This is a genomic window from Pantoea sp. SGAir0418 (assembly GCF_043529865.1).
Genome location: NZ_CP027911.1, coordinates 2,674,650 through 2,686,944, shown reverse-complemented (window position 1 = coordinate 2,686,944; position 12,295 = coordinate 2,674,650). Strand labels below are relative to the sequence as shown.

The following is a 12,295-nucleotide window of genomic DNA, read 5'->3' as shown; positions in this document are numbered from 1 at the left end:
ATGATCGACTTCGCTTTTCTTGCCGACACTTTTCTTAAGCTGAGCGCGGCGCTGCCGGTGACGCTCGGGCTGTTTATCAGCGCCTTTGTCTGCGGCGGGCTGCTGGCGCTGGGCATTCTGGCGCTGCGCATGAGCCACTGGCGGCTGCTGAGCGGTTTTGCCCGCGGCTATATTCTGGTGTTTCGCGGCTCGCCGCTGCTGATTCAGCTGTTTCTCATCTACTACGGGCTCGGCCAGTTTGGCGTGATTCGCCACAGCTTCGTCTGGCCGTTTCTGCGCGAGCCGTTTATCTGCGCGGTGCTGGCGCTGTCGCTGTGTACCGCCGCTTACACCGCTGAGATCCTGCGCGGTGCGCTGCTGGCGGTGCCGGCAGGTCAGGTCGAAGCCGGTCTGGCCTGCGGCATGTCACGCTGGCTGCTGCTGCGCCGCATCATCGCGCCGATCATGCTGCGCTATGCGCTGCCGGCGTACTCCACCGAGGCGATTCTGCTGGTGAAATCCACCGCGCTCGCCAGCCTGGTCACGGTATGGGATGTCACTGGCGTAGCGCAGCAGATCATCCAGCGTACCTATCGCACCATGGAGGTGTTTGTCTGCGCTGCGGCGATCTACCTGATTCTCAACTTTATTATCGTCCAGCTGTACGCGCTGCTAGAGCGCCGTCTGACCCCGGTGCACCGCGCTGAAAAAAAGCCGCTGCCCGCCGTTAAACCGCTTGCCGGAGAGTAATATGCATTCCACTTCACCAGTCACCTTGTCCGCCACTGATATCCATAAATCCTTTGGCGCTATGGAGGTGCTCAAAGGCATCTCGCTGCAGGCGCATCAGGGCGATGTTATTTCAATTCTTGGTGCCAGCGGCTCGGGCAAAAGTACCTTGCTGCGCTGCATCAATCTGCTGGAAACGCCGGATGCCGGCGTGGTGAGCGTCGGCGGCGAAACCATTGAAATGAAGCGCCACGCGCGCGGCCATCAGCTGGCGGCGAATCCTAAGCAGATCGAACGCCTGCGTTCGCGGCTGGGCATGGTATTTCAGAGCTTCAATCTGTGGTCGCACATGACGGTGCTGCAGAACGTGATTGAAGGTCCGCACTATGTGCTGAAGCGCGACAAAAAGAGTTGTATCGCCCAGGCAGAGCAGTTGCTGGATCGCGTCGGGCTGCTTAACCGCAAGGATTTTTATCCGGCGCAGCTCTCCGGCGGCCAGCAGCAGCGCGTGGCGATTGCCCGCGCGCTGGCGATGGATCCGGAAGTGATGCTGTTTGATGAGCCAACCTCGGCGCTCGACCCGGAACTGGTCGGCGAGGTGCTGAAGGTGATGCGCAGCCTGGCGGAAGAGGGGCGCACCATGCTGGTGGTGACGCACGAGATGGGCTTCGCGCGCAACGTCTCTAATCGCGTGGTGTTTATGCATCAGGGCAACATCGATTGCGAGGGCACGCCGGAAGCGATGTTTGGCGCCAGCGGTTCATCGCGCTTTAAGCAGTTTATCTCCAGCCATCAGAGCCATCACGCGGAGCAGCCAGTATGACCGTCGTCTGGGGCGATGCGCCGCTGACCTGGCAGGCGCTGGTACAGGTAGCGCGACATAACGCCGAACTGACGCTGAGCGCCGCCGCCTGGCAGCGCATTGCGCGCGGTCGCGAGATCGTCGAACAGATCGTTGCCAGCGGCCAGATTGCCTATGGCATCAACACCGGGCTGGGGGCGCTGTGTAACATCACGCTGCCGGAAGACCAACTCAGCCAGCTGTCACGCAATACGTTGCTGAGCCACGCCTGCGGCGTCGGTCCGCTGCTGACGCGCGAGCAGACGCGCGCCATTCTGTGTGCGGCCATCGCCAACTACAGCCACGGCAAATCCGGCGTTTCGGTGGCGCTGGTGCAGCATCTGCTGGCGCTGCTCAATCAGCAGATCACGCCGCAGGTGCCATCGCAGGGTTCAGTCGGTTATCTCACCCACATGGCGCATATCGGGCTGGCGCTGATTGGCGTGGGCGACGTTGAGTACCAGCAACAGGTGATGCCGGCGGAGCAGGCGCTGCGGCTGGCTGGCTTGCAGCCGTATCGCCCCGGCGCCAAAGAGGGCCTGAGCCTGGTCAACGGTACGCCGTGCATGACCGGGCTGAGCTGTCTGGCGCTGGACGATGCGGCGCGGCTGCTGGATTGCGCGGATGTCACCGGCGCGATGAGCTTCGAAGCGCTGCGCGGTCAGCTGGCGGCGTTTGATGCCGAGGTGATTGCGCTGAAAGCCAGCCCTGGCATGCAGCACAGCGGCCAGCGTCTGCGTGCGCTGCTGAGCGACAGCCCGCTGCTGGCGGCGAGCTGCGGCATACGCACCCAGGATGCGCTCAGCCTGCGTTCGATGCCGCAGGTGCACGGCGCCAGCCGCGATCAGTTCGCCCACGCGGCGCGTCAGCTTGAGATCGAGCTGAATGCCTGCACCGATAATCCGCTGGTGCTGGGCACGCCGGACGACTGGCGCGTGGTGTCGCAGGCCAATCCGCACGGCGAATCGGTTGCCATGGCGGCCGATCTGCTGGCGATTGCCATGGCGGAGATTGGTAGCATTGCCGAGCGCCGGCTGGATCGGCTGGTCAATCCTCTGGTCAGCGGGCTGCCGCCGTTTCTGGTGGCGCAGCCGGGCGTCAACTCCGGCATGATGATCGCACAATACGTGGCGGCTTCCCTGTGCGCGGAGAATCGTCAGCTGGCGCAGCCGGCGGTGCTGGACAATTACGTTACCTCGGGACTGCAGGAGGATCACCTCAGCCTCGGTACCGGCGCGGCGCTCAAGCTGATCAGACTGCTGAATAATCTCTGGCAGGTGCTGGCGATTGAGTACTTGCTGGCGGCGCAGGCGCTGGATTTTCACGGTGAGGCGCAGCTGGCCAGCGGCACGGGCCGGGCGCTACGCGCGCTGCGTGCTGAGGTTGCTACCTGGCAGGAGGATCGCTGGCTGGCACCAGAGATAGCCCGGGCGGTGAAGGTATTACAGACGCTGGCCTGCTAGCGGCGCGAGGTGACGCGCCGCCAGTGTCCTGATTTAACCGCGGCGCGCGTCCGGGCGCACCAGATCAAAACGCTGATCTTCGCTGATCGCGTAGTAGGCGGAAGGACCGCCGGCGCGCAGAATCGGCTGCGCTTTGGCGGTCTGATAGATGCCGTTCTCCAGCAGCGCTTCATCGATATGAATCGCCACCGCTTCGCCCAGTACCAGCCAGCTCTCCAGCTCGCCTCCCTGTGCATCCTGCAGGCGAATCAGCTGCGTCAGGCGACACTCAAAGTTGACCGGGCTCTCCGCTACCATGCTGACGTTAACGTGGGAAGCGGCCAGCGGCGTCAGGCCGGCGAGGGCAAACTCGTCGTGATCGGGCGGCACCGAGGCGGAGCTCTCATTCATGGCTTCTGCCAGCGGACGCGTCGCCAGGTTCCAGACGAACTCGCCGGTTTCACTGATATTCTGCACGCTGTCTTTCCAGCCGCTGCTGGCAAAACCAATGATTGGCGGATGGTAGTTAAAACAGTTAAAGAAACTATAGGGCGCCAGATTTCGCTGGCCGCTGGCGCTTTGCGAGCTGACCCAGCCAATCGGGCGCGGGCCGACGATGGCGTTGAGCGGATCGTGAGGCAGACCGTGTCCACTGCGTGGCTGATAAGTGTAACGTTGACGCATTTGCGCTCCTGATTCGTCCTGGATACTGCGTGTTCCGGCGGCGCTGGCGGCTGGACGCAGTATTGCGGATGCAGTTTTAGGGAGAGTAGATTTAAATTCGTTGCACTAAATTTTCCTGGCGGATTGTGCGCTGCCGTCATCCAGCGTATCTTACGCGCGCATTAATGTCCGGAGAATCTATGAACAAGCCTGCCGCTACCGCGCTCTTTCATCCGCGTAACCGCCATCAGGGCCGTTATGATTTTGCTGCCCTGACTGCCGCGCATCCGCCGCTGGCAGACAAAGTGCGCCCCAACGGTTACGGTGAGTTGTCGGTTGATTTCGCCGATCCGCACGCGGTACTGCTGCTGAATCAGGCGCTGCTGAAACTGTTTTATAACCTGAACTGGCAGCTGCCGGAAGGCTATCTGACGCCGCCGGTACCAGGCCGCGCTGACTATATCCATGCGCTGGCGGATCTGCTGGCCAGCGATAACGGTGGCGTGCTGCCGCGCGATCTCGACGTGATGGATATTGGCTGCGGCGCCAACTGCATCTACCCGCTGATCGGTCACGCGGAGTATGGCTGGCGCTTTACCGGCACCGACATCAGCGCGGACGCCGTTAACGCCGCCAGTCAGATTGTGGCCAGCAATCCCGGCCTGCAGCGCGCCATTCGCCTGCGCCGTCAGAAGCAGGAGAGCGCGATTTTTGCTGGCGTGGTGCACAAGAACGAACGCTATCACGCGGTACTGTGTAATCCGCCGTTCCACGCCTCGGCGGCCGATGCGGCGGCCGGCAGTCAGCGTAAAGTGCGCAATCTCGGCCTGAGCAGGCAGGCGCCGCTTAATTTCGGCGGTCAGCATAACGAGCTGTGGTGCGACGGCGGTGAGCGTGCGTTTATCGGCCGGATGATCGATGAAAGCGTCGCATTAGGCGATCGCATCGTCTGGTTTACCTCGCTGGTGTCGCGCAAAGAGCATCTGCCTGAACTGCGCGACCGGCTGAAGGCGCACGACGCTTATCAGGTACGCATCGTCGACATGGCGCAGGGCCAGAAGCAGAGCCGCTTTATCGCCTGGACATTTTTACCGCCCGCCACGCGCGCGCAGCGGCTGGCACGCTAAGCGCTGCTCAGGTAAAAAAAAAGCCGCTACGGGGATCCGCAGCGGCTTTGTTGTTTTTACGCCGTATTAAGAGACGTGCTGCAGGAACTCACGCAGACGGTCGCTCGGCGGATTAGTGATCAGATCGTCCGGATTGCCATCTTCCGCGATGGTACCTTTGTCGATAAAGATCAGGCGCGACGCCACTTTCTGTGCGAAGCCCACTTCATGGGTCACGATCACCATGGTCATGCCTTCTTCCGCCAGATCCTGCATCACTTTCAGCACTTCGTGACGCAGCTCGGGATCGAGTGCCGAGGTTGGCTCATCGAACAGCATCATCTTCGGCTTCACCGCCAGCGCACGGGCAATCGCCACGCGCTGCTGCTGGCCGCCGGACAGCTCAGAAGGGAAGTGGTGCGCACGCTCGGCGAGGCCGACCTTGCCCAGCAGCTCACGCGCCAGTTTGTGTGCGGCGTCTTTCTTCGCCCCGCGCACGCGGATCGGTCCAAAGGCTACGTTGTCCAGCGCGCTCATCTGCGGGAACAGATGGAACTGCTGGAACACCATACCGGCTTCCTGACGGATCAGGCGTTCATCCACTTTCGGATCGTTAACTTTCATGCCATCGACAATCAGTTCGCCGCTGCTGATCTCTTCCAGCTTGTTGATGCAGCGTAGCAGGGTAGATTTACCGGAGCCGGACGGCCCGATGATTACCACCACTTCACCCTGATTAATTTTCAGGTTGATGTCGTGCAGTACCTGAGTCTGGCCGAAGTTTTTCGAGACGTTTTTAAATTCAATCACAGAATTTTCACCCTTTTCTCAATACGGCGCAGCACAAAGCTCAACACCAGCGTAATAACCAGGTAAATGATGGCAACGGCACTCCAGATCTCCAGCGCGCGGAAGTTACCGGCGATGATCTCCTGGCCCTGACGGGTCAGTTCCGCCACGCCAATCACGATGAACAGCGAGGTGTCTTTGATGCTGACGATCCACTGGTTACCCAGCGGCGGCAGCATGCGGCGCAGCGCCAGCGGCATGATCACGTAGCGCAGCGTTTCGCGGCGCGACAGGCCAAGCGCCAGACCGGCTTCACGGAAGCCTTTGTTGATCGACAGCACCGCACCGCGGGTGATCTCCGCAATGTAGGCACCGGAGTTGATCATGATGGTCACGACGGCGGCGGTGAACGGGTCGATGCGCAGGTCCGGGAAGGCCATCGGCAGGGCGAAGTAGATGAACATCACCTGCACCACGATCGGCGTGCCGCGAATCAGTTCAATGAACACTAACGCGATGTTGTTGGTGATCCAGCCGCCGTAGGCGCGGGCGAAACCGGCCACCAGGCCGATAACCAGGCCGCCAATCAGGCCGAGAATCGAGATAAGCAGGGTCATTTTGGCGCCTTCGATCAGGATCGGTAAGGCGGGCCAGATGACGCTCCAGTCAAACTCCATGGTGTGACTCCAGAATCTGTTGCAGTGGAAATGTAAAAAGCAGGGAGAACAAAGCTCCCTGCTGATAAAAAGGCGTCAGGCCTGAATTATTTAGGTTCGCTGCCGAACCATTTTTTATAGATAGTGTTGTAGGTACCGTTGTCGTGCAGGGTTTTCAGCGCGCCATTCACTTTCTCACGCAGGTCGTCGCTGCCTTTCGGGAAAGCGATGCCATACTGCTGCGCTTCGATGGAGTCACCGACGGCTTTGAAACGGCCTTTGCCAGCGGTGTGGATGAAGTACAGGATGTTTGGCGTGTCGTGCAGCACGGCGTCAGCACGGTTAGTGCCTAACTCCATGTACGCGTTATCGATGTTCGGGAACTGGCGCAGGTCTTTAGTTTTGATGTGCGCTTTGGCGTAATCTACCGAACCGGTGCCGCTTTTCACTGCCACCACTTTACCGTTCAGATCGTCGATGCCTTTGATGTCGTTTTCGTTGTTACGCACCATCACCAGCAGGCCGCTTTTGTAGTAGCCGTCAGAGAATTCGATAGCTTTTTTACGCTCTTCGGTAATGGTGATGCCGGCCAGCGCCAGGTCAACGTTTTTGGTTTGCAGCGCCGGAATGATGCCGCTGAAATCCATCGGCTTCAGGGTGTAATCCAGCTTCAGCTGTTTAGCGATAGCGTCCCACAGGTCGATATCAAAGCCGACGTACTTGTCGCCCTGTTTAAATTCAAACGGAACGAAGGCGGTGTCGGTAGCGACCACCAGTTTTTTGTCTGCTGCAGTGGAGGAAAGCGAGAAGGCCAGCGCCAGCGCGGCCACGGAGACTTTAATCAACGACTTCATCATTTTTTTCCTTATTACCCGTCAGGCCTGGTGGCCTGATGTACGGCTCATCATATGAAAAAATTATGCCAACTTTTCTCAAACGCGGAAATCAACAGATTGCCGGGGCAGGCTGACACGATTCTGCACGCCGGGAAAAGTTTGCACCAGAATGAATCACCAAAATGGTGCATTGTGCTGTGGTGGTGCAGGCACAGTGTGCATCAGAGTGATAATAAGGGAAAGAAAGGATTAAGGAATTGTTAACGGCGTCAAAAAAGCCGGGCGGGTAGCAGGCATAAAAAAGGCGGGATAACCCGCCTGTTTGAGCATTACTCGATATTTGATTCGATAAACCACAGGAACTTATCAAGGTCACGTGATGCGGCAGTAAAGATATCGGCCGTATCTTCGTCTTTCACTTCACTGATGGCTTTACGCGTATCGTTAGCGACGACGGCGTAACGATCGGCCAGCGCTTTCAGGTGATCCTGTACGCTGTGAATATTCAGCGGATAGCTTTTCAGCGGAGACTTGTCGTTAACCACCTGCGTGGTGCCCAGCGCAACGCCGCCCAGCTGTACCACACGTTCTGCAATGGTGTCCTGGTGATCGGTAATCGCGGTACGGAAGCCATCCAGCATTTCATGTACGCCAATGAAATTCGCGCCACGCATGTTCCAGTGCGCCTGCTTGGTGATCAGCGACAGGTCAATAAATTCCACGACCAGACGGTTGAGCACCTCGATGGTAGCTTTCTTCTCGCTATCAGCCACGTCATTGCGGGTATAAATCAGATCGGAAGATTTTGTTTTAACCAGTTTTGCGGTACTCATCATTAATGTCCTCTTATTGATGGTTGTCCTAATCAAGCACGGGAATAAGTATAGCAGCAGTTTTTCACTCTGCAGGATTGATTAAATCAATGACAGGAATAGCTAAAGCTTAATGTTAAGCCGTGAAAATAACGGCTTTATTAAAACACATTAAAATCAATATGTTACTTCATGTGTTAATTATTTTTCTATCATGTTGCAAAATAATAACAGCTTACCGTGCGGCTATTTAAGAAATGATAATGAGAATGTGTCTATATACAGCCGGTTAAATAACCGGCTGACCTGTACGGCTTATTGCGGCGTGTTGATATCCACTTCATTTATATGTGCCGCTTTCTGTTTCATGGTGAGCGTCGAGCCGGCAGACGCCGCGATAATCGCCAGCAGCGCCAGCCATTGCTGCAGCGTCAGCAGCTCGCCGAGGAACAACATGCCGGAGAGCGCCGCCATCGCCGGTTCCAGACTCATCAGCGTACCGAAAATGCGCGCCGGCAGACGCGTCAGCGCCATCATTTCCAGCGAGTAAGGAATGGCGCTGGAGAGCAGGGCGATGAGCAACGCCAGCGGCAGAATTTCCCACTGCCAGATACCGGGCGCGGCAAAGGTCAGACCGAGCGGCACAAAAATCACTGAGGCGATCAGCGAGCCCATTGCCACCGTGGCCGGGCCGTGTTCGGCGCCTGCCCGCTGGCCCGCCAGAATATAGACCGCCCAGCAGGCACCGGCACCCACGGCCAGCAGCGCGCCGGTGGGATCGATATGGCTCAGGCCATGACCAATCGGCAGCAGGAACCACAGGCCGGTTACTGCCAGCAGCACCCAGAGAAAATCCAGCGGACGGCGTGCGCCGGCCAGCGCCAGCGTCAGCGGGCCGAGAAACTCCAGCCCCACCGCTACGCCCAGCGGCACGGTGCGGATCGAGAGATAGAACAGGTAATTCATGCAGCCCAGCGCCAGTCCATACATCAGCAGCGGTTTGCGCTGCTTTGCACTGAAGCGCAGGCGCCAGGGTTTGAAAATCGCGCACAGGATGAGCGTGCCCAGTCCCAGACGCAGCGCGGTAATGCCAGGCGCACCTACGGTGGGAAATAGCGATTTCGCCAGCGATGCGCCGCCCTGCAGCGACAGCATGGCGATCAATAATACGGCAACCGGCAGCACTACCGGCGCCAGTTTGGGGTGGGAAAGAGGTGCAGACATCCTGTGATCAATTCCTGTGATGATGAATAACCAGGCAACGGGCAGCCAGTGTAAAGCAATCGGCGGGAAATAAGGAGGCGGCTGAGGCAATGATGCGGGGTTTCTGTCGCCGCTTTTTTATCGGGCGCGGCCGCCTCGCATCATCTGGCGTCAGTGACGCCTCATTCACACCTCTTTTCGGGCGAAATTTCGGCGAATAAAGCGCGACGGTGGAAAAAATGCACCAGCGACTGGCTGAAAAAACGCCATATTCAGGGCCATTTCCGTAAAGAAATGTCAGGTTAGTTTAGGAATTTACTTAAACCGATAATTTTCTGTGCGCAGGATTATTGCAGAAAGATGATGCTTTTTATAAGAAAAATGAATGACATACGAAAGTTCATTAACTTTCTGTTACACCAAACAATCTGTTAGACAACAAAATGCGGGCAGAGTTTCTTGCTAAGTTTTGTTATATTTTTAGCGTTGTCAGGAGAGAAGTATATTCACATTTGAGGTGGTTATGAAAAAAATTGCATGTCTTTCAGCACTGGCTTGTGTACTGGCAGTTTCCGCTGGTTCCGCCATGGCACAGAGCACCGTTTCTGCCGGCTACGCGCAGAGCGACTATCAGGGCGTTGCTAACAAAGCTAACGGCTTCAACCTGAAATACCGCTACGAAGACGGTTCTAACCCACTGGGTTGGATCGGTTCTTTCACCTACACCGAAAAAGATCGCACTGAAGATGGCGTGTACAACAAAGGTCAGTACTACGGCATCACCGGTGGTCCGGCTTACCGTCTGAACGACTGGGCCAGCATCTACGGCGTAGTAGGTATCGGCTACGGCAAATACCAGCAGAACCAGACTGCCGGTCAGTCTAAAACCGACAGCAGCGACGTAGGCTTCTCTTACGGCGCAGGTATGCAGTTCAACCCAATCCAGAACGTTGCTCTGGACGTGGGCTACGAGCAGAGCCGCATCCGTAACGTCGACGTGGGCACCTGGATTGCTGGCGTAGGTTACAGCTTCTAAGTTTTGCTTAGACCAGAGTTGCACAGAAACGGCCCTTTGCGGGCCGTTTTTTTATGCCTGAAAACACTGCCGTGAAGGGCGTTTTTCGCAGGAAAAATAAAACCCGCTGCAGGCAGCGGGTCAGTCTGGAAAGCCCTGAGGAAACTCAGCCGCGCCAGATTAGATTCGGGCAGGGCTGCGCGGCGATTTTTTTGCCGGTCAGTTTCTCAAGCAGCATCAGGCGCAGGGCAAAAGGCGAGCGGCTAAACAGACACAACAGCGACTTGAGCTCAAAAGCCGGTTTGCTTTGTACGGTCTGGAAGCATTTGCCGCAGTCGAGGCAGCTTTTCATCGTGCTCATCTTTACCTCCTGGAAAACGGGTAACTCAACAGTAAGCACAGCCCTGCAATAAACAGCAGGAAAAGGAGCAGCAACAGCCAGGGTTCGTTCATCGTTGCCTCCTTTGTAGGCTATTCGCTTACAACATGTACAAAGATAGCACTGGCTATACTCTTTAGCCAACACTATTCAGGAAAAATTTGTGCTTATTTGTGCCTGGTTTACAATGAGCGCAGCCAGCCTGCACCGCAGGTAAAGTGCGGCAGATAATAAAGAGGAAGCTGAATGAGTCGTCGTGCGAAAAGCGCCACCCACATGCCCCAGGGGCCGCTGAAAGATATTGAGGAGCATGTCGAAGGATTTCGCCAGGTACGCGAAGCGCATCGCCGTGAGCTGATTGATGATTACGTTGAGTTAATCTCTGATTTAATTCGTGAATTTGGCGAGGCGCGCCAGGTCGACATGGCGGCACGCCTGGGCGTTTCGCAGCCGACCGTGGCCAAAATGCTGAAGCGTCTCAGTACCACCGGTCTGGTTGAGCAGGTGCCGTATCGCGGCGTGTTCCTCACCCCGGAAGGCGAGAAGCTGGCTGAAGCCAGTCGCGTGCGCCATCACATCGTTGAAACCTTTCTGCTGGCGCTAGGCGTCAGCCCGGAAACCGCCCGCCGGGATTCCGAAGGGCTCGAGCATCACGTCAGTGATGAAACCCTCGCCGTGTTCCAGAAATTTTACGAGAATCGCTAACCTACAAGGCCTTCTGCCATCATGCCCATCGTGCTTCGTTCCTTAATGCGTGACCGCGTTTTGCATTTACTGTTGCTGTTGGGCGTGATTCTGTTGCCGCTGGCGGATTACCGCTGGCCGCAGCTGCCCGCCGCCGTTGACTGGCATACCATCATGACGCTCACCGGTTTGCTGATGCTGACGAAAGGGCTGGAAAACAGCGGCTATTTTGATGTGCTCGGCGCGCGGCTGGCGCAGGGCTTCCAGCACGAACGCACGCTGGCGCTATTTATGGTGTGCGCTGCGGCGCTGCTCTCGACCTTCCTGACCAATGATGTGGCGCTGTTTATCCTGGTGCCGCTCACGCTGACGCTGCGCAAGTTCTCGCGCCTGCCCATCTCCCGGCTGATCATCTTTGAAGCGCTGGCGGTCAACGCCGGCTCGTTGCTGACGCCGGTCGGCAACCCGCAAAATATCCTGCTGTGGAGCCACGGCACGCTCAGCGTGGCCGGTTTTATCGGTCAGATGGCGCCGCTGGCGGCGATGCTGATGCTGACGCTGGTGGTGCTGACGTGGTTTAGCTTCCCGGCGCGCAGCATTGAGAAGCATGATGCACCGGGCAACCAGCAGTGGCAGAAACCGCTGTTTATCGTCAGCGTCCTGCTGTACGTGGTGTTTATCGTCGCGCTGGAGCTGAAACTCACCGGCTGGGCGCTGCTGCTGGTGGCAGGCTGTTTTCTGCTGATGGCGCGACAGGTGCTGGCGACCATCGACTGGAGCCTGCTGCTGGTGTTCGTGGCGATGTTCATTGATGTCTTTTTACTGATGCACCTGCCAGTTCTGCAGCCGCATTTTGCCGCCATCGGTCAGCTGGGCGAGGGCGGTATCTATTTGCTGGCGATTGGCCTGTCGCAGGTGATCAGCAACGTGCCGGCCACTATTCTGCTGTTACAAAAAGTCCCGCCTTCCGAAGTGCTGGCCTGGGCGGTGAATATCGGCGGCTTTGGCCTGCTGCCGGGATCGCTGGCCAACCTGATTGCGCTGCGCATGGCACAGGACGCCAAAGTTTGGTGGCGTTTCCATCTGTTTTCCCTGCCGATGCTGGCCTGGTCGATGCTGTGCGGCTGGCTGTTGTTACAGCTGCTGCGCTAACCCTGACCA

Annotated in this window: 14 protein-coding genes; 7 read left to right on the top strand and 7 right to left on the bottom strand. The window is 57.6% G+C overall.

Translation table 11 applies throughout. The features are described 5' to 3' along the window. The 3 genes from C1N84_RS12505 to hutH are packed head-to-tail and all read left to right on the top strand — an operon-like array spanning position 1 to position 3,012. On the top strand, positions 1 to 729 hold the full coding sequence (locus C1N84_RS12505; protein WP_104187034.1) for an ABC transporter permease: 729 nt from the start codon (positions 1 to 3) through the stop codon (positions 727 to 729). A 1-nt stretch (position 730) separates the two neighbouring features. Beyond that, positions 731 to 1,531 (top strand): ABC transporter ATP-binding protein, encoded by an 801-nt coding sequence (locus C1N84_RS12500; RefSeq protein ID WP_021508428.1) that lies wholly within the window; start codon positions 731 to 733, stop codon positions 1,529 to 1,531. Then, entirely contained in the window at positions 1,528 to 3,012 is a 1,485-nt protein-coding gene (gene hutH, locus C1N84_RS12495) for an HAL/PAL/TAL family ammonia-lyase (protein ID WP_264441482.1), read from the top strand. The genes C1N84_RS12500 and hutH overlap by 4 nt, the downstream gene beginning before the upstream one ends. Before the next feature lie 33 nt (positions 3,013 to 3,045). On the opposite strand, the gene C1N84_RS12490 is transcribed toward hutH, so the two are convergent. Then, on the bottom strand, positions 3,046 to 3,675 hold the full coding sequence (locus tag C1N84_RS12490; protein WP_021508426.1) for a flavin reductase family protein: 630 nt from the start codon (positions 3,673 to 3,675) through the stop codon (positions 3,046 to 3,048). Between the two features lie 179 nt (positions 3,676 to 3,854). Between C1N84_RS12490 and rlmF the strand changes: the two genes are divergently transcribed. Next, positions 3,855 to 4,781, top strand: coding sequence for a 23S rRNA (adenine(1618)-N(6))-methyltransferase RlmF (rlmF, locus tag C1N84_RS12485; protein WP_127833848.1), 927 nt, complete (start codon positions 3,855 to 3,857; stop codon positions 4,779 to 4,781). Between the two features lie 66 nt (positions 4,782 to 4,847). Here rlmF and glnQ read toward each other — a convergent pair whose 3' ends face one another. From glnQ to rhtA, 5 genes are all read right to left on the bottom strand, one after another. Continuing rightward, on the bottom strand, positions 4,848 to 5,570 hold the full coding sequence (gene glnQ / locus C1N84_RS12480) for a glutamine ABC transporter ATP-binding protein GlnQ (RefSeq protein WP_021508424.1): 723 nt from the start codon (positions 5,568 to 5,570) through the stop codon (positions 4,848 to 4,850). Then, positions 5,567 to 6,226, bottom strand: coding sequence for a glutamine ABC transporter permease GlnP (gene glnP / locus C1N84_RS12475; protein WP_021508423.1), 660 nt, complete (start codon positions 6,224 to 6,226; stop codon positions 5,567 to 5,569). Before glnP ends, glnQ begins: the two co-directional genes overlap by 4 nt. Positions 6,227 to 6,312: 86 nt before the next feature. Continuing rightward, a complete protein-coding gene (gene glnH, locus C1N84_RS12470; protein WP_021508422.1) occupies positions 6,313 to 7,059 on the bottom strand; it encodes a glutamine ABC transporter substrate-binding protein GlnH in 747 nt (248 codons plus the stop codon). Positions 7,060 to 7,370: 311 nt separating this feature from the next. Next, positions 7,371 to 7,874: a DNA starvation/stationary phase protection protein Dps gene (gene dps, locus C1N84_RS12465; RefSeq protein WP_021508421.1), complete on the bottom strand. Its 504-nt coding sequence runs from the start codon at positions 7,872 to 7,874 to the stop codon at positions 7,371 to 7,373. A gap of 294 nt (positions 7,875 to 8,168) precedes the next feature. Further along, positions 8,169 to 9,077, bottom strand: coding sequence for a threonine/homoserine exporter RhtA (gene rhtA, locus C1N84_RS12460; RefSeq protein WP_031279870.1), 909 nt, complete (start codon positions 9,075 to 9,077; stop codon positions 8,169 to 8,171). 502 nt (positions 9,078 to 9,579) lie between these two features. Here rhtA and ompX point away from each other — a divergent pair. After that, positions 9,580 to 10,092: an outer membrane protein OmpX gene (ompX, locus tag C1N84_RS12455; protein ID WP_031279869.1), complete on the top strand. Its 513-nt coding sequence runs from the start codon at positions 9,580 to 9,582 to the stop codon at positions 10,090 to 10,092. 145 nt (positions 10,093 to 10,237) lie between these two features. On the opposite strand, the gene C1N84_RS12450 is transcribed toward ompX, so the two are convergent. Beyond that, on the bottom strand, positions 10,238 to 10,432 hold the full coding sequence (locus C1N84_RS12450; RefSeq protein WP_021508417.1) for a hypothetical protein: 195 nt from the start codon (positions 10,430 to 10,432) through the stop codon (positions 10,238 to 10,240). Positions 10,433 to 10,696: 264 nt separating this feature from the next. Here C1N84_RS12450 and mntR point away from each other — a divergent pair, with 264 nt between their 5' ends. Together mntR and C1N84_RS12440 are read left to right on the top strand one after the other, a co-directional pair. After that, positions 10,697 to 11,155, top strand: coding sequence for a manganese-binding transcriptional regulator MntR (mntR, locus tag C1N84_RS12445; RefSeq protein WP_021508415.1), 459 nt, complete (start codon positions 10,697 to 10,699; stop codon positions 11,153 to 11,155). Positions 11,156 to 11,176: 21 nt separating this feature from the next. Then, positions 11,177 to 12,286 carry an SLC13 family permease gene (locus C1N84_RS12440; RefSeq protein ID WP_058757804.1) on the top strand — a complete coding sequence of 370 codons (1,110 nt, stop codon included), beginning with the start codon at positions 11,177 to 11,179 and terminating at the stop codon, positions 12,284 to 12,286. Positions 12,287 to 12,295: the final 9 nt, after the last annotated feature.